General features: G+C 46.2%; 20 protein-coding genes. 19 read left to right on the plus strand and 1 reads right to left on the minus strand.

The features are described from left to right. The first annotated feature begins 91 nt into the window (after positions 1–91). The 18 genes from QF049_RS03355 to QF049_RS03440 all read left to right on the plus strand — a co-directional run bounded on the left by QF049_RS03355 (position 92) and on the right by QF049_RS03440 (position 15,936). Positions 92–745 (plus strand): flagellar brake protein, encoded by a 654-nt coding sequence (locus QF049_RS03355; protein ID WP_307534805.1) that lies wholly within the window; start codon positions 92–94, stop codon positions 743–745. Positions 746–808: 63 nt separating this feature from the next. Then, positions 809–1,033: a hypothetical protein gene (locus tag QF049_RS03360; RefSeq protein ID WP_091018057.1), complete on the plus strand. Its 225-nt coding sequence runs from the start codon at positions 809–811 to the stop codon at positions 1,031–1,033. A gap of 103 nt (positions 1,034–1,136) precedes the next feature. After that, on the plus strand, positions 1,137–1,841 hold the full coding sequence (gene cmk / locus QF049_RS03365) for a (d)CMP kinase (RefSeq protein ID WP_076209905.1): 705 nt from the start codon (positions 1,137–1,139) through the stop codon (positions 1,839–1,841). After that, complete coding sequence (locus tag QF049_RS03370) at positions 1,838–2,425, plus strand: lysophospholipid acyltransferase family protein (RefSeq protein ID WP_091018056.1); 588 nt, start codon at positions 1,838–1,840, stop codon at positions 2,423–2,425. The genes cmk and QF049_RS03370 overlap by 4 nt, the downstream gene beginning before the upstream one ends. A gap of 142 nt (positions 2,426–2,567) precedes the next feature. Further along, positions 2,568–3,782 carry a 30S ribosomal protein S1 gene (gene rpsA / locus QF049_RS03375; RefSeq protein WP_036607712.1) on the plus strand — a complete coding sequence of 405 codons (1,215 nt, stop codon included), beginning with the start codon at positions 2,568–2,570 and terminating at the stop codon, positions 3,780–3,782. Between the two features lie 185 nt (positions 3,783–3,967). Continuing rightward, positions 3,968–5,290, plus strand: coding sequence for a ribosome biogenesis GTPase Der (gene der / locus QF049_RS03380; protein WP_076209907.1), 1,323 nt, complete (start codon positions 3,968–3,970; stop codon positions 5,288–5,290). Positions 5,291–5,301: 11 nt separating this feature from the next. After that, positions 5,302–5,925 (plus strand): glycerol-3-phosphate 1-O-acyltransferase PlsY, encoded by a 624-nt coding sequence (plsY, locus tag QF049_RS03385; RefSeq protein WP_076209908.1) that lies wholly within the window; start codon positions 5,302–5,304, stop codon positions 5,923–5,925. Beyond that, on the plus strand, positions 5,918–6,958 hold the full coding sequence (locus tag QF049_RS03390) for an NAD(P)H-dependent glycerol-3-phosphate dehydrogenase (RefSeq protein WP_307534809.1): 1,041 nt from the start codon (positions 5,918–5,920) through the stop codon (positions 6,956–6,958). Before plsY ends, QF049_RS03390 begins: the two co-directional genes overlap by 8 nt. 103 nt (positions 6,959–7,061) lie before the next feature. Then, positions 7,062–7,337 carry a stage VI sporulation protein F gene (locus QF049_RS03395; protein ID WP_017687687.1) on the plus strand — a complete coding sequence of 92 codons (276 nt, stop codon included), beginning with the start codon at positions 7,062–7,064 and terminating at the stop codon, positions 7,335–7,337. A gap of 173 nt (positions 7,338–7,510) precedes the next feature. Continuing rightward, on the plus strand, positions 7,511–7,690 hold the full coding sequence (locus QF049_RS03400) for a DUF2768 family protein (protein WP_017687688.1): 180 nt from the start codon (positions 7,511–7,513) through the stop codon (positions 7,688–7,690). Between the two features lie 82 nt (positions 7,691–7,772). Then, a complete protein-coding gene (locus tag QF049_RS03405; RefSeq protein ID WP_124116202.1) occupies positions 7,773–8,390 on the plus strand; it encodes a hypothetical protein in 618 nt (205 codons plus the stop codon). Between the two features lie 17 nt (positions 8,391–8,407). Then, positions 8,408–8,758, plus strand: a complete 351-nt coding sequence (locus tag QF049_RS03410) for a 2Fe-2S iron-sulfur cluster-binding protein (protein ID WP_017687690.1) — start codon at positions 8,408–8,410, stop codon at positions 8,756–8,758. 46 nt (positions 8,759–8,804) lie between these two features. After that, a complete protein-coding gene (locus QF049_RS03415) occupies positions 8,805–9,584 on the plus strand; it encodes a hypothetical protein (protein ID WP_307534813.1) in 780 nt (259 codons plus the stop codon). 454 nt (positions 9,585–10,038) lie between these two features. Further along, positions 10,039–11,517, plus strand: coding sequence for a stage IV sporulation protein A (gene spoIVA / locus QF049_RS03420; RefSeq protein WP_017687692.1), 1,479 nt, complete (start codon positions 10,039–10,041; stop codon positions 11,515–11,517). A gap of 216 nt (positions 11,518–11,733) precedes the next feature. After that, the gene (locus QF049_RS03425; protein WP_074095648.1) at positions 11,734–12,831 is read left to right on the plus strand and encodes a sugar ABC transporter substrate-binding protein; all 1,098 of its coding nucleotides are present in this window, start codon (positions 11,734–11,736) and stop codon (positions 12,829–12,831) included. 114 nt (positions 12,832–12,945) lie between these two features. Next, the gene (locus QF049_RS03430) at positions 12,946–14,463 is read left to right on the plus strand and encodes a sugar ABC transporter ATP-binding protein (protein ID WP_307534817.1); all 1,518 of its coding nucleotides are present in this window, start codon (positions 12,946–12,948) and stop codon (positions 14,461–14,463) included. Beyond that, positions 14,460–15,446 (plus strand): ABC transporter permease, encoded by a 987-nt coding sequence (locus QF049_RS03435; RefSeq protein WP_017687695.1) that lies wholly within the window; start codon positions 14,460–14,462, stop codon positions 15,444–15,446. Before QF049_RS03430 ends, QF049_RS03435 begins: the two co-directional genes overlap by 4 nt. Positions 15,447–15,663: 217 nt before the next feature. After that, positions 15,664–15,936, plus strand: a complete 273-nt coding sequence (locus QF049_RS03440; protein WP_024630670.1) for an HU family DNA-binding protein — start codon at positions 15,664–15,666, stop codon at positions 15,934–15,936. A gap of 66 nt (positions 15,937–16,002) precedes the next feature. Here QF049_RS03440 and QF049_RS03445 read toward each other — a convergent pair whose 3' ends face one another. Beyond that, entirely contained in the window at positions 16,003–16,164 is a 162-nt protein-coding gene (locus tag QF049_RS03445; protein WP_307534820.1) for a hypothetical protein, read from the minus strand. A 147-nt stretch (positions 16,165–16,311) separates the two neighbouring features. On the opposite strand from QF049_RS03445, the gene mtrB reads away from it, so the two are divergent. Then, entirely contained in the window at positions 16,312–16,533 is a 222-nt protein-coding gene (gene mtrB, locus QF049_RS03450; RefSeq protein WP_017687697.1) for a trp RNA-binding attenuation protein MtrB, read from the plus strand. Positions 16,534–16,580 lie beyond the last annotated feature (47 nt).

Here is a 16,580-nt window from a genome sequence, read left to right on the forward strand (position 1 = left end):
GGTCTGTTTTTTCTTGTTCAATGTGAGAAAGGTCATGGTATAATAGTCCTTGTACATACGAAGATAAATACATAAAGTGGCGGTGAACAGCTTGTTTCCTAAAATAAATGAAATTTTATACATCCAGATTGCTTCTGCAGATGAAAAAGAGGAGCACAAAGAGTACAAATCACGCATTGCAGATATGGATGACAGCAGTTTTCTGATTGAGGTCCCGATGCAACAAGGAAGCAGCCGCCTGAAAAGGCTCTTTTTCGGAGAGGAATTGTCCATTTCATATATTACGGAGGATGGGGTCCGGCATTATTTTAATACCTATGTCACGGGATTTGAGGAAGATGTGGTCCGTCTTGTCCGTATCGGCAAACCGCTTCCGAGCGATATATCCAAAATACAACGGCGCAGCTTTCTTCGTGTTCATGCAAACCTCGAATTGGCCATCCAAAGTGAAGATCTGACCCGTGCCGTCGGATTGACTGAAGATATTGGTGGCGGTGGATTGTCCATCTACGGCGAAACGGGATTTTCAATAGCTGAAGGTCAAAAACTGAAATGCTGGTTGCTGGTTCCCTACCGGAATTCAACCATTGAACATGTGAATTTTGAAGCTGAAGTTGTGCGGATCAAAACCCTGGAAACCGGCAGACAGCTATGCATGCTGAAATTTGTGCAGATTTCAGATTCGGAGCGCCAGAAAATTATCAAGTTTTGTTTCGAACGACAATTGGACTATCGTACGAAATAGGAATGTTGTGGCATAAGAAGAAGGAACTGCGGGTACCGTAATGAAAAAAACGGAGGCATTGCCATGAATCATCGTCATGCAACCCGCAGATATGAACGACTTTATTATGTTTTCTCCAGGCGAATGGAACGAAAGGTTACGATTCTGATTACAGTCCTTCTAATCCTGCTTGTGGTATATCAATTGCTGCTGTTGGTACCAGGCTTCAAAAAGAATTTGACCACCATTGACCGCCTGGAAGGAACGCCAATTGAAGTGCAAACGATGAATGATTACGAACATCGTTGATTTGTCTGTTTTTGCATCCATGTGTAGAGTGTGGTATAATTTTCACGATGCAGGCAATGCCTGTTTTTTTATTGAGGTTTATCGTTTGAGGAGGAATGCCCCGTTGGCAAGCCAGAACACATCAGAGAACGGGAAAATGAACGTTGCAATTGACGGACCTGCCGGTGCCGGGAAAAGCACGGTGGCCCGATTGGTTGCAGAGGCGCTCGCGTATGTATACGTCGATACAGGCGCAATGTACCGTGCGGTAACCTTGCACATGCTTCGGAAAGATATTGCGCCGGAAGAAGTGGCACAGGTACTTCAGGAAGCCCAAAAGCTGGTCATTGATTTACAACCGGATCCCGACGGACAGAAAGTGTTCTGTAATGGGGAAGAAGTAACCTCGGAAATCCGCTCCCGTGAAGTGACGGGAATCGTGTCCCGATATGCGCAAATCGAGGGGCTGCGTACGCAATTAGTGGATACTCAGCGGCAAATGGCTTTGCGCAAGGGCGTCGTCATGGATGGACGCGATATCGGAACGACAGTACTGCCCGATGCGGAAGTGAAAATCTTCATGACTGCCAGTGTCGAAGAGCGTGCACTTCGCCGCTTCAAAGAACTGGACCCCTCTGAAGGACTGACGTTGCAACAGCTGGAGCGAGACATTGCCACCCGTGACAGATTGGATGAGAATCGGGAAATTTCCCCATTGCGTTGTGCTGAGGATGCTATCGTCCTTGATACAACGGAGATGAACATTCATGAAGTGGTTGACAAAATCGTATCTTATTGCACAATGGTCAGAGGAGAGATCGGTCTATGATTTACACATTTTGCAGCACATTACTGCGGATCATTTATACCATTCTTTTCCGCTTGGAGGCCGTTGGACGGGAGAATATTCCGAAAGAAGGCGGCGTACTTTTATGTTCCAATCATATTAGTAACTTCGATCCTCCAACCGTTGGTATCAAAATTCGCCGTCAGGTGCGTTTCATGGCCAAAAGCGAATTGTTTGAAATTCCGGTACTCGGCCGAATTATTAAAGCCGTGGGCGCTTTCCCCGTTAAACGTGGAGGTGTCAGCAAGGAATCCATCAAAACCTCACTCAATATTTTGCGTGATGGTCAAGTGCTTGGAATCTTCCCCTCGGGAAGCCGTCACAATGATGGAGGTATCGGCAAAAAAGGGGCAGCGAGTTTTGCTCTCCGCAGTGGCGCTACAGTTATTCCTACTGCTATTATCGGTAACTACAAAGTTTTTCGTAAGATGAAAGTTGTATATGGAGCACCAGTAAGTTTGGACGAGTTCAAGGAAGACCCATCTGGAGAAGCTCTGGAGAAGGCGACTGAAAAGATTATGTCCAAGATTAACGAAATGGTGCAAACGGGCGTGCCAAGCAAGTAATGGCTTCGTCGGTAGCTGAGTGCATGTTTCCATATTTTTGAGGGAGACTAAAGCTTGAGCACTCAGTGATGAAAGTGTTTTGAACTCTGCTACAGGCAGGTTTGAATATAATGGGGTTTTTGAATTGAGGAGGGTATTTGACATGTCGGAAGAAATGAAAAATCAAGAAGCAACCCAAGATGAGTTGGATCAATTCGTTTCCTTGAAAAAAGGAGATACCGTAAAAGGAACCATCGTCAAATTGGAAGATAACCAAGCCTATGTGAGCATTGGATATAAATATGACGGTGTCATTCCAATTCGTGAACTGTCTTCATTACATGTTGACAGCGCGTCTGACGCAGTAGAAGTTGGACAAGAAGTTGAAGCTAAAGTTCTTAGCATCGACGACGAGAAAGAAAAACTCGTTCTGTCCAAACGTGCAATCGACAGCGAAAACGCATGGGATCAATTGCAAAAGCATTTTGAAGACCAAGACGTATTCGAAGTTGTTGTAGGTGATGTTGTTAAAGGCGGTCTGGTAGCAGACGTGGGCGTACGTGGATTTATCCCGGCTTCCATGGTTGAACGCCATTTCGTTGAAGACTTCAGCGACTACAAAGGACGCACACTGCGTGTTAAAGTGAAAGAGATCGACCGTGAGAACAACAAAGTGATCCTTTCCCAAAAAGACGTACTGGAGCAAGAATTCGAAGCAAACAAAGCTACAGTAATGGCTGGTTTGCAAGAAGGTCAAGTGATCGAAGGTACAGTACAACGTTTGACTCAATTCGGTGCATTCGTTGATGTGGGCGGAGTTGACGGTTTGGTTCACGTATCCGAGCTGGCTTGGACACACGTTGAAAAACCATCCGACGTACTGTCTGAAGGTGATAAAGTTAGTGTGAAAGTGCTGAAAGTTGACCCTGAAAAAGGCAAAATCAGCCTGAGCATGAAAGCTGTTCAACCAGGTCCTTGGGAAACAGCAAGCGAAAAATTCAATTCCAGCGATATCGTAACAGGTGTTGTAAAACGTCTGGTAGACTTCGGTGCATTTGTTGAAATCGCTCCTGGTGTTGAGGGACTTGTGCATATCTCGCAAATCTCCCACAAACACATCGGCACTCCTCATGAAGTGCTGAAAGAAGGACAAGAAGTTCAAGTTAAAATCTTGGACATGAACCCTTCTGAGCAACGTGTAAGCTTGAGCATCAAAGAAACAGAAGAAGCTCCAGCTCAACCACAAAAATCAGAAAGACCTTCAAGAAACAACGCTCCGCGTGAAGAAATCAACAATCCAAACGTTTCCTTGAACAATCAAGGTATGAGCACTACGCTTGGCGAACTGTTTGGAGACAAACTCAGCAAATTCAAATAAGTTAACAATGCATGGTTCTAAGTTATATACTGCATATTTTGCTGAATAACAAAAGCAAGATCGGCGAGCCCCAGGCGGGTTCGCCGATTGTTTTTATTGCGAGTAATTTGGCATGAAACGTTAGCCAAGACATATCTTTTTTGCTATGATGAGTATCGTAAGTATGGACAGGAGGAGTGGAATGTATGGCAAGACCCGTTGTGGCAATTGTCGGACGACCGAACGTGGGTAAATCCACCATTTTCAATCGGATCATCGGCGACAGACTGGCCATTGTGGAAGACAAGCCGGGCATTACCCGTGACCGCATATATGGAATCGGTGAATGGAACGGTAAACCCTTTAGTATCATTGATACAGGTGGTATCGAAATTGATGGTGAAGATGTAATCTTAAAATCGATTCGGATGCAAGCAGAGCTCGCTATTGAAGAAGCGGATGTTATTGTATTCATGTGTGATGCAAAAGCAGGTATTACGCAATCGGATGAAGAGGTAGCAGAGATGCTCTACCGCTCAGGCAAGCCTATTGTTGTAGCCGTTAACAAAGTGGATAATATCGGACGAAGTGAGCTCATTTATGAGTTTTATGGATTTGGTTTCGGTGATCCCATCGGCGTATCCGGAAGTCACGGTACAGGTGTAGGTGATTTGCTTGATGCAATTGTGGAGAAGCTGCCAGAACTTGAGGAAGAGACTTACGATGAAGATGTCATTCGTGTAGCTCTGATCGGACGTCCTAATGTGGGTAAATCTTCACTGGTGAACGCTATTCTGGGTGAAGAACGTGTCATTGTAAGTGACGTGGCTGGAACGACCCGGGATGCAATTGATACACCTTTTGAAAAAGACGGCCAACGTTACGTGCTGATTGATACAGCAGGTATGCGTAAGCGTGGGAAAGTATATGAAACAACTGAGAAATACAGTGTAATGCGGGCTATGCGTGCGATTGAGCGTGCAGATGTTGTTCTGATTGTCATTAATGGTGAAGAAGGCATTATTGAACAGGACAAGCATATTGCAGGATATGCATTCGAAGCTGGTAAAGCGTCATTGTTTGTTGTGAACAAATGGGACGTGGTAGAGAAGCATGACAAAACGATGAAAGAGTTTGAGAGAAAAATTCGGGATCACTTCCTGTTTATGACTTATGCTCCGGTCGTATTCTTGTCAGCCCTCACAAAACAACGCTTACAAAAACTGTTGCCGGTTGTGCAACGTGTAGCAGAGCAACACTCGTTACGTGTGCAGACACATCTGCTTAACGATGTGGTGTCTGATGCGGTTGCGATTAATCCTCCGCCAACAGATAAAGGACGGAGAATGAGAATTAACTATGTGACTCAGGTTGCAGTTAAACCGCCGACCATGGTTATTTTTGTGAACGACCCTGAGTTGATGCACTTCTCATATGAGCGCTATCTGGAGAATAAAATCCGTGCAGCGTTTGATTTCGAAGGAACACCAATTCGCATATTTACTCGGAAGAAGTCCGACGAAAGTTAGGGGAGAAGTGTGTGATTTTACAAATCGCAGCGATTGTACTGAGTTATCTGCTCGGTTCGATCAGCTTTAGTGTCCTCCTTGCCAAAGCGATACGGGGGATCGATATTCGTCAGCACGGAAGCGGAAACGCGGGAGCTACCAATACATTGCGTATTTTGGGTAAAGGACCGGCAATTGCTGTTCTGTTACTTGATGTACTTAAGGGTGTTGCAGCTGTATGGATAGGAATCTGGCTGAGTGACGGTTCTGCCTGGATTCCTGCACTCAGTGGTATAGCAGCCATTGCAGGACATAACTGGCCGCTTTACTTCCATTTTCGTGGAGGAAAAGGCATTGCCACAGCCATTGGTGTTCTGGTGAGTCTTGCTTTCCTACCTGCGTTATGTGCTGGGGTGATCGCCATTCTGTCTATTGTATTGACACGCTATGTTTCATTGGGGTCTCTGATTTTTGTAGCATTTACACCCATCTTTATTTTGGTATTACCCGGATATTCAATGAATATCTTCTGGGGGAGTCTGATTATTTGTCTGTTTGCGTTCTGGAGACATCGTACCAATATTGCGAAGCTCGCCAAAGGACAGGAAAATAAATTGGGATCGAAAAACCCTGGAGGGGGTAAACGAGTTGTCTAAAAAAGTTGCTGTTCTGGTCGCTGGAAGCTGGGGAACGGCTCTGGCCAGTGTACTCGCTGCCAATCAGTTGGATGTGATGATGTGGACACGTGGTGAAGACCAGGCTAACGAAATCAATAACAAGCACACCAATACACGCTATCTTCCGGATGCGGAGCTTTCACCACGGATTCAAGCAACAACTGATATGGAAGCTGCGGTGGAAGGCGCTATAGCTGTGTTAATTGTTGCGCCTTCATCAGCCATGCGTGCAGTTACGAACCAGCTTAAGGCTTATTACAAGCCTGAGATGTTAGTCATTCATGCAACCAAAGGTTTCGAGACAGAAAGCCTCAAACGGATGTCCACAGTCATTTCAGAAGAGCTTGAATGTGAAGAAGGACGTGTTGTTGTTCTTTCTGGCCCAAGCCATGCGGAAGAAGTGGTGAAGCGTTGTCCAACGACAGTGGTTGTAGCTTCACTGGATAAGGCGTCTGCCGAGTCTGCCCAAGCTTTGTTTATGAATGCCTATTTCCGGGTTTACACGAATCGGGATATGATCGGTGTTGAGCTGGCGGGCGCATTCAAAAATATCATTGCTCTTGGTGCAGGCATGTCCGATGGTCTTCAATTTGGTGATAATGCCAAAGCCGCTTTGCTAACACGCGGTCTGGCAGAGATCACACGTATTGGTGTTGCGATGGGAGCAAATCCGCTAACGTTTTCGGGACTTGCCGGAATCGGGGATCTGGTTGTAACGGCTACAAGTCAGCACAGTCGGAACTGGAGAGCAGGTTCAATGTTGGGTCAGGGACAGAAGCTGGATGATGTACTGAAGTCCATGGGCATGGTGGTAGAAGGCATTCGAACTACGCAAGCTGCCTATTTCATCTCACAAAAATACGGTGTGCAAATGCCAATTGCGGATCAGTTATATCACGTTTTATTCCAGGAGAGACAGCCGCGTGATGCGGTTGAAGCCTTGATGGGACGTGACCCGAAGACTGAGATGGAAGTCATGAAACTTGAAACCTGGGAGCAATGGCATTCCTGATTGTAATCAGCCTAAGGGTACCTTGTGAAATAAGAAGCTTATTCACCTTTTCTGTAGCAGACTCATACTATACACATGAGTATTGCCGGAGGAGGGGAGACGAATGGGTAACAACATTTCCAAAGATGCACTGAATGCAATCAACAAGAAAACGGGTAAAACGATAACTGAAGGTGCCGTTAAGAAATTGGCAAGCACGGTGAAACCAACGACGATTCAGAATGAAGCTCAGTTGCGCCAGTTGATCAAACAAGTATCCGCCATGGCGAAAGTTCCGGTATCTGAGGATACGGTTAAGGATATTGTGAGTGCGGTCAAGAAAAGCGGATTGAATCCGAGCAGTATGGAATCGTTAATGAAAATGATGATGAAAAAATAATAGATCACACCTGCATGTACAGGTGATCCAGTAAGACAAAAAGACGAGTCGGCTTCTGCCGGCTTGCTTTTTTGTCTTTTTTTTGGAAAGTTGAGCTGAATTTCGTGTTATAATGGTTGCAATTGTCACAGTGTCAGTGATGAATATCGGACTGAAGGGGAGACTGCTGGATTATGAGCGCAATGGACAAGATGTGGCTGTCATTGGTGGCCATCCTCATTATGGGACTATCTGTATTCCTGATTACGTTTGCTCGTGCCAAAACAAAAGGTATTGTACGGGGGATTCTTTCTCTGATTGCATTTTTGATTATGCTGATTGGCTTTTTCGGTGGAATCGCTTCTCTGACCTGATTTCCCAACCTGAAAGATAACATCCGCATAAGCACATCATAAGAACTGACACAATGAACACGGATGAGGGGAGTGTGAGCCTATGGGGCCGCATGATACGGAGGGTCGGACAGAGCGTTATCCGGAATTACACGCGGCTTTGCTGGAAACGGCCAAAGCCTGGAACACACAGCCGCAGACATGGTTACTTGGAGGAAGTTGTGGGTTGCTGCTTCAAGGGGTGGAGTTGCAACAGGCTCCGAGAGATATTGATATCTATGCGGATGTCGCTGCTGCTAAAGGACTTCACCGTAGCGCTCCAGGGGAAATGCTTGACGAGCCTACAGTGGACAAGACGGGACCGTATGCTTCTCTGCTGAGCCACTATCAGGTGGGTGAATGTGCGCTGGAACTGGTTGGTGGTTTCGAAATATGGGCTCGCAAAAGTTGGTACCGCATCGAGATTGAACATGTACTTGCTCCGCATGCACCAGTAGCACAAGTGGGTTCATATCCTCTGCGACTGATGCCGCTTGCGCATGAGCTGTTGTTTAATCTGCTACGAGGTCGTGAAGATCGTTATGTCCCCATTGCTAAACAGATGCGCGAGCAGCCAGATGCACATCAACCTATAATGATGCTTTTAAGTCAACAGAATGTATGGACAAGTCGCTTCAGAGCCGAAGTGGAAGAGCTTGTTGGCTTTACATGGCCCCAGTAGGTTGAGGGAGGAAAATGATGGACTATAAAGTTACTTTTTTACCTATGAACAAATCGATAGCACTCAAACCAGGGGTGACACTTTTGCATGCAGCACGACGTGCTGGAGTCAAGATTACGACCCGATGTGATGGCAAAGCGGCTTGCCTGATGTGCAAAGTGAACGTGGATGAAGAACATCGGGCGGAACTGTATCCACCAACAGATGCAGAAAAGCGCAAGCTGGGTTCATTGTTGGAAGCAGGTACACGACTCTCCTGTCAGGCCAAGGTGTGTGGATCTCTATCGGTTCATGTTCCAGAGGACCCGCTGAAGGCAGCCATTCGGAAACAACTGGAACGTCAACAACAGGAAGACGACTGGTTCTAAGCGTTATGAAATTGATTCTCTAATGAGTTATTCAAGGAGGACAGAAATGATTAGGAACAAGCCAAAATGTGTGGAAGGAAGCAGACGGCAGCGTCTGAAACATCAGACGGACGGTCTGCTGTTATTCCTGTTGTTTGCTTTTACAGCAAGTGGTTGTATGTATCCATCCCAGAGTAATTCAGACCCTAAGATAGCCTATCGGGAAAGCGTGAGCCGTATCCAGAGTGCGGTAGAGGCATTCCAGCAAGATGAGGGGATTTTGCCAATCATTAATGCAGATATGGAAACGCCAAAATATGAAAAGTTCAGAGTGGATCTGCCCAAGTTGAAACAACTGGGGTATCTGGATGAAATACCGGGGACTGCTTTTGAAAGTGGTGGGAGCGCTTACTTCCTTATTCAGGATGAAGAAGTGAATCCAACCGTTAAAGTGATGGATCTTCTAACCGTACAGAAAGTGAATGATGTGCAACGAATGGTTAATCAATATAAGTCCGTACATAACAATAAGTTGCCAAGTGGGGAAGAACTGTATCCGGGGTTATATGCTGTGGATATGGAGCAGGCTGCACAGGCGGGCACACCTTCCATAACGTTGAATAGTGTATATTCAGGTCAGGCGTTACCTTTTATGATGGATGACGAAGGCAAGGTCTATGTTGATTATGCTTTTGACATTATGCAGGCAGTGGAAAAGTCTGACATGTCTCCAGCAGAGACTGAAGATGTTCGGGATTTGCTGGTGGAACACTCCTACTTCGTACCTGTAAAATCCGTTTTCTACGCTTGGAAAAATAATGCGCCGGTTGCCCAGCCAATAAAATAAGCATGGTTGCAATTCAAATGATTTAGCTGTATAACCACCATGGCTCTAATGGTTCAAAAAGAGATATTCCAAATAAGGGATATCTCTTTTTTCTTTTGTCAGTATGAGCAATAACCGTCATAAAAGCTTCACGGATCACATAAAGTAGATTGAAATAAAGACGCGCAGTCCGAGATCGGGGGATTCTCCTAATGTCATCACCTTAAGATAAAAAAACAAAAATACGCGTCATATTGCCGCATACGGATACATAAGATGATACTAGTCCAATTGCATGTACGAGTTAACGCCGCTCTCGCCGGTTTCATCAGAATGCAACGTTCGGCGGCGGACGACTTCCGGGCACTCACAAAGGCGGCTCTACCGTTGCAGGGATTTCAGTCTTCTGATTGAAAAAACGAAGCGGATGCTCTTTAGCATTTTTCCTTCGGAGTAATTTAGGGAGGGGATTTCATTGGAGAAAGTGGACATTTTTAAGGACATAGCTGAGCGGACCGGAGGGGATATTTATCTCGGGGTTGTCGGCGCAGTCCGGACGGGAAAATCAACATTTATTAAACGATTCATGGAAACGATCGTATTGCCTAACATCGCAAGCGAGGCTGATCGTGCCCGTGCAGTGGATGAACTTCCACAAAGTGCAGCAGGCAAAACCATCATGACAACCGAGCCAAAATTTGTACCGAATAACGCAGTCCAGATCAAGGTGGCCGAAGGGCTGGATGTCAATGTACGTTTGGTGGATTGTGTGGGTTACGCGGTGGAAGGAGCCAAGGGGTACGAGGATGAGAATGGTCCGCGCATGATCTCCACACCTTGGTTCGAAGAGCCAATTCCGTTTCAGGAAGCCGCAGAGATTGGTACTCGCAAAGTCATTCAGGAGCATTCCACACTGGGTGTTGTGGTCACAACAGATGGCACCATTGCCGAAATTGCCCGCAGTTCCTATGTGGAATCCGAAGAACGGGTTATTGCGGAATTAAAAGAAGTGGGTAAACCGTTTGTCCTGGTCATCAACTCCACTCGCCCACGCAGTGAAGAAGCCCTGCAATTGCGTAGTGAGCTTGCTGCCAAATACGACATTCCGGTGATGACACTCAGTGCTGCGACCATGACGGAAGATGATGTGACGGGTGTACTTCGTGAAGTGCTCTATGAGTTCCCTGTGCATGAAGTGAATGTGAACTTGCCGAGCTGGGTTATGGTACTCAACGAGACTCACTGGCTGCGTAGCAACTACGAAAATTCCGTACGGGATACCGTTAAGGATATTCGCAGACTTCGTGATGTGGATCGGGTTGTCGCTCAGTTCATGGAATATGAATTCATCGATCGCGCAGGCCTGAGTGGCATGAATATGGGGCAGGGCGTAGCCGAAATTGACCTGTATGCGCCGGATGAACTGTATGATCAGATTCTCGTGGAAGTGGTTGGCATCGAGATTCGTGGTAAGGATCATCTGCTGCAATTGATGCAGGAATTCTCGCATGCGAAGAGAGAATATGACCGCTTTGCAGAAGCGCTGGAGATGGTCAAAACGACCGGATACGGCATTGCTGCTCCATCTCTTGCCGAGATGGCTCTGGATGAACCTGAGCTCATTCGTCAGGGTACCAAATTTGGTGTACGTCTGAAAGCAACGGCACCGTCTATTCACATGATCCGGGTTGATGTGGAATCGGAGTTCGCTCCAATCATCGGCACGGAGAAGCAAAGTGAGGAACTGGTGAGATACCTGATGCAGGACTTCGAAAACGATCCGATCAAGGTATGGGATTCAGACATGTTTGGTCGTTCTCTGCACTCTATTGTGCGAGAAGGGATTCAGGGCAAGATTGCCATGATGCCGGATAATGCAAGATACAAACTGCAAGAGACGCTGGGAAGAATCATTAACGAAGGTTCAGGTGGCTTGATCGCTATCATTCTGTAAAACATCAAAAGACCGTAAGGGGCATCCCCTCGCGGTCTTTTTTATGTGATTTCTTTATTTTGGATGAAATGGATAGGAAGAATAGTGCTTTCGAAAAAACTTAGCGAGTTTTAGCTTTAAATTGCTAAAACCCATTTACATACTAGGGATTAGCCGTTATATTAATATTCAACTATTGTGATCGAGATCACAGAGATTGGACAGGGGGATACAGAAATGAAAAGAAGAGAGACAAAATGGCTATGGTTGAGTGTGTTATTAGTATTTACATTGGCGCTGTCCGCTTGCGGAATCAAAAAAGAACCGGCAGCCACTCCGGCTTCGGGTGCATCAGATGATACACCAAAAACAGAAGCAGTCACAGGCCCACTAAGCGGAAAACGGATCGCACTTATTATGGAATTCAATACAGGTACTTTCTCGCAGCAATATGTACAGGGTGTAAAAGAAGAAATCGAAAAATTCGGTGGAGAACTGACAACGTTTGTTGCCGATAATGACAAAGCAAAGATGGTATCCTTGCTTGATAGCGCTATTAACCAAAAATTCGATGCCATTCTCACGGATCATGGGGATTCCCTATTAGAGCCAGGCGTGAAGAAGGCAGTAGAACAGAATATTCCAGTGGTCGTGTTTGACGCAGCTATCAGTGTTCCGGGAGCCACAGTCCTGTCGCAGGATGACCAGAAGATGGCTGAGCTGACGCTGGAGCAAATGAAAAAAGATATCAATGGACAAGGCAATATTGTCAAAGTATGGGTAGCTGGTTTCGCACCGATGGAACGCCGTCAGATTGCATACGGTGAATTCATGAAAGCAAATCCGGACATCAAGGAAATAGCTACATTTGGTTCTGCACAGAACCCGGCGCTGGATACTCAAGCCAAAATGGAAGCTATTCTCAAGCAGTATCCAAAAGGTGAGATTACAGCTGTATGGACTGCATGGGATGAGTTCGCCAAAGGTGCAGCGCGTGCGATTCAACAAGCTGGACGTGATGAGATCAAAGTGTATGGTATTGATATGAGTGACGAGGACCTGCAAATGATTCAGGACCCGAAAAATCCTTGGGTTGCTTCTGCGGCTGTTGATCCAACGGATATTGGTCGCGTCCAGGTACGTTATGCTTATCAAAAACTGAACGGGGACGAGACGGAAGATGCAGTTGTTCTTAACCCGGTCTATGTTCAACGTGAAGCTCTGCCAGATAAACAAATCTCCACTTCTGAGCTGTCAGAGTTCGTTGAAGGTTGGGGTGGCAGCACACAAGGAATCAAGGACTGGATGAGCGAATACGGAATTACTGCTAAATAAGCAGCGTATGGGAAGCGCGCCGCAAGGCGCGCTTTTTCAAACATAAATGAAGATATGTGTTGTCTGGATGAAAAAAGGGATGCTCCCGGAAGGGAACGATTGGAGGTTAACATCATGAGCACTGCACCAATTCTGCTTCATATGGAACATATCCACAAGCAGTTTTCAGGTATTCCTGCACTGAAGGATGTGGATTTCTCTGTAAAAGGTGGGGAGATTCATGCGCTGCTGGGTGCCAATGGTGCCGGTAAGAGCACGTTAATGAAGATTCTGTCGGGTGCCTATCCATTGGATCAGGGTACGATTCAGTTGAGTGGACAAGCGCTTCATTTAAGTTCTCCGGGAGACGCGAAGGCAAGTGGGATTCACTGTGTCTATCAGGAAGTGGATGCGGCACTGGTGCCACAGCTGACGGCTGCGGAGAACATCATGTTGGATCAGCTGGCTTCATCTGCCGGGGGTTGGTGGAAAAGTCCGCGAAAGCTGCAACAGCGTGCAGTTGAGGCGTTGAAACAATTAGGGGCGGACATATCCGTTCACCAAAAAGTGGCCGATCTGACGCTTGCAGAAAAACAGATGATACTGCTGGCACGGATTTTAATTCAGGATGCCAAGGTTATCATTTTTGACGAACCTACTGCACCGCTGAGCCAGGAAGAAACGGATGCATTTTTCCGGATTGTTCATCTGTTGAAGGAACGGGGCGTAGCCTGCATTTTCATTACCCATCGTCTTGCTGAAGTGACGGGTCACTGTGATCGCGTTACGGTTATGAGAGATGGGCAACATGTATTTACTGGTGAAGCAAAAGGACTGACAATTAACGACTTGGTCACACAGATGCTTGGCAAACCATTCGAAGAAGAGTTTCCGAAGACGGAAGCGCCCGTGGGGGAGCTGTTATTGGAGGCACGTGGGCTTCGTCGTGGAGTGAAGGTCAAAGGTGTTGACCTCTCTGTACGCCGAGGTGAAGTCCTCGCTGTGGTAGGTCTGGTAGGCGCGGGTAAAACGGAAAGCTCTCGTTTGCTGATTGGTGCGGATCGGCTGGAGGGAGGCGAGATCCGACTTAACAACCGTAATCTCCGCCTGTCTCAGCCTGCGGATGCGGCGGCTCTGGGGATTGTTTCTGTACCGGAGGAGCGACGTAAACAAGGAATCCTGATTCAGGAGAACGTGGAACGGAATCTAAGTCTGCCTTTGCTAAGCCGTCTCAGTACATTAGGTTTCATAAGCCGCAAACGGGAACGTCTGAATGCGGAGTCATTGGTGAAACAGCTTGGAATTAAAACATCGTCAGTGAAGCAGGAAGTGAAATATCTAAGCGGTGGTAATCAGCAGAAGGTAGCCATTGGTAAATGGCTTAATGCGGATGCCGACGTATTTATATTTGATGAGCCAACCAAAGGCGTAGATATTGGGGCGAAAAGTGACATTTTCCGCATCATCAATGAACTGGCTTTGGCCGGCAAGGGTGTCATCTATTTCACCTGTGAACTGGATGAAGGCCTGGGAATTGGCGACCGAATCGCTGTCATGTGCGAGGGTGTTATCGTGAAAGAGTTCAAACGTGGCGAGACTAATCAAGAACAGCTGCTATACTATGCAAGCGGTGGACAAGAGGTGCAATCATGAAGGATAAATCACTGGATTTTGCGTTCCGTTACGGGGCGATTATAGTCATCATAGGTGTTATCGCATTTTTTGGCATTAAATTGCCTTATTTCTTTACGTACAGTAACTTGACCGATATTTTGGGCTCTATCTCTATCGTTACGTTTGTAGCGATCGGTGTTACGTTATCTCTCATTGTTGATGGATTCGATCTCTCGGTTGGGGCGACTGTCTCATTGACTACCGTCGTTACTGCTTCGTTAATGATTTGGTATCAACAACCACTGGCAATTGTAATTATTGTGCCACTAATCATTGGCGCTGTTATTGGTTTACTGAACGCTTTGCTCATTGTAAAATTACGTATTCCGGATTTACTCGCAACCCTTGCCACGATGTACATCATCGGAGGTATTCACAAAACGTATGCACAGGGATATACCATTTACAATCACATGCAGTTCCCTGACGGGAGCAAAGCTGCGGGAGAGATGGATCCGACATTCCTGCTAATAGGGCAGGGTAAATGGCTTGGTATGCCGATATCGGTAATCATGCTACTTATTGCGGTAATAGGTGTGCATATCTTTTTGACGTATACGAAATATGGTCGCCAGATGTACATTACAGGCGGTAATGAGGAAGCTGCACGGTTGTCTGGAATCAAGGTGAAAAAGGTGCGTACACTCGCCTATGTAGCCGCTGGAGTGTTTGCAGCAATCGGGGGGATCATCTATGCTTCCAAAGTAGGATCTGGGCAAATTGATGCGGGATCACCGTTGTTAATGGAATCCGTAGCTGCAGTATTTGTCGGTTTCTCTGTGTTTGGTGCGGGTAAACCAAATGTCATCGGAACCTTCATCGGTTCGGTTCTGATTGGTGTACTTGTGAACGGTTTAACGATGATGAACGTACAGTATTTCACACATGATATTGTAAAAGGTGGGGTTCTCGTGCTTGCCCTGGCGGTTACATTTTACGTCTTAAACCGCAACCGGACTTGAAATTGTGGGCTGTCTGTATTAGTATGAAATTTGTTCGGCGTCTGAAATGCCCGTGGTTTCAGACGACATTCTGCCGAAAATGACTGTTGACCGCAGGCGGAGATTTGTGTTCAGCGCTCAAGATGTACGTAGATTTTTTGCGTATGAACGTATATTTCGCTATAAAACGGAAACACAGTATAACATTCAGGACATTGATACAGGAGGTGAAAAACAAATGAACAAATCAGACTTGATTACACACGTATCTGAAGCGACTGAATTGTCCAAGAAAGATGTAACGAAAGCGGTTGATGCCGTATTCGAAGCAATCTCTGAGGCTCTTCAAAGCGGAGATAAAGTACAATTGGTTGGTTTTGGGAACTTCGAAGTTCGCGAGCGCTCTGCACGTAAAGGACGCAACCCGCAAACAGGTGAAGAAATCGAAATTCCTGCGAGCAAAATTCCTGCATTCAAACCAGGTAAAGCGCTCAAAGACGGAATTAAATAAGATTTCTACATATTCCATATGTCGACAAAAAGACCGTGACTTGTTCACGGCCTTTTCTTTTGCCCTTTAACGATGATTCTTGCGGCTATCCGAGTGCTCAGGATCATCCGGTTGCCCGGTATAAGCAACCAGAATCAGATCTTCGCCAGCAGCTTCAGACAGATGCTGTTCGATTTCTTTTAACTGATGAATATGCTCGTCTGTAAGTGCGGCAGGGGTGTACTTCATGCAGATTCTCCTTTCTGTGGCTGTACAACTGTAGTATGACCGGAGGGTCGCCGATTCTTGCGGTTCATTCGTATAAGGCGCAGGTTGACAAATGAAACAATCTTAATCATCATTAACGCTATCGAACTAAAGAAGGGGACATGCGTGATGGATCATCCAACCGGCAATGATTATATTGTAATTAAGGCAGAGGAAAATGGTGTCCAGGTGATCGGATTAACCCGAGGTCAGGATACACGTTTTCACCACACCGAGAAATTGGACAAGGGTGAAGTGATGTTTGCCCAATTTACCACCCATACTTCAGCTATTAAAATCCGGGGCAAAGCCACGCTGATTACCAAGCATGGACAGATAGAATCGGAGTAATGGACAGATTGAATACAATCAAATGAAGATTGCAGGCATAGCCTGCT

Origin of the sequence: Paenibacillus sp. W4I10, from assembly GCF_030816325.1 — a bacterium.
GTDB lineage: Bacteria > Bacillota > Bacilli > Paenibacillales > Paenibacillaceae > Paenibacillus > Paenibacillus amylolyticus_B.

Coding starts and splice junctions, on each gene's coding strand:
- QF049_RS03360 (WP_091018057.1), top strand. CDS start 809: ATGAATCATCGTCATGCAACCCGCAGATATGAACGACTTTATTATGTT.
- QF049_RS03370 (WP_091018056.1), top strand. CDS start 1,838: ATGATTTACACATTTTGCAGCACATTACTGCGGATCATTTATACCATT.
- rpsA (WP_036607712.1), top strand. CDS start 2,568: ATGTCGGAAGAAATGAAAAATCAAGAAGCAACCCAAGATGAGTTGGAT.
- der (WP_076209907.1), top strand. CDS start 3,968: ATGGCAAGACCCGTTGTGGCAATTGTCGGACGACCGAACGTGGGTAAA.
- QF049_RS03395 (WP_017687687.1), top strand. CDS start 7,062: ATGGGTAACAACATTTCCAAAGATGCACTGAATGCAATCAACAAGAAA.
- QF049_RS03400 (WP_017687688.1), top strand. CDS start 7,511: ATGAGCGCAATGGACAAGATGTGGCTGTCATTGGTGGCCATCCTCATT.
- QF049_RS03405 (WP_124116202.1), top strand. CDS start 7,773: ATGGGGCCGCATGATACGGAGGGTCGGACAGAGCGTTATCCGGAATTA.
- QF049_RS03410 (WP_017687690.1), top strand. CDS start 8,408: ATGGACTATAAAGTTACTTTTTTACCTATGAACAAATCGATAGCACTC.
- QF049_RS03415 (WP_307534813.1), top strand. CDS start 8,805: ATGATTAGGAACAAGCCAAAATGTGTGGAAGGAAGCAGACGGCAGCGT.
- QF049_RS03425 (WP_074095648.1), top strand. CDS start 11,734: ATGAAAAGAAGAGAGACAAAATGGCTATGGTTGAGTGTGTTATTAGTA.
- QF049_RS03430 (WP_307534817.1), top strand. CDS start 12,946: ATGAGCACTGCACCAATTCTGCTTCATATGGAACATATCCACAAGCAG.
- QF049_RS03435 (WP_017687695.1), top strand. CDS start 14,460: ATGAAGGATAAATCACTGGATTTTGCGTTCCGTTACGGGGCGATTATA.
- QF049_RS03440 (WP_024630670.1), top strand. CDS start 15,664: ATGAACAAATCAGACTTGATTACACACGTATCTGAAGCGACTGAATTG.
- QF049_RS03445 (WP_307534820.1), bottom strand. CDS start 16,164: ATGAAGTACACCCCTGCCGCACTTACAGACGAGCATATTCATCAGTTA.
- mtrB (WP_017687697.1), top strand. CDS start 16,312: ATGGATCATCCAACCGGCAATGATTATATTGTAATTAAGGCAGAGGAA.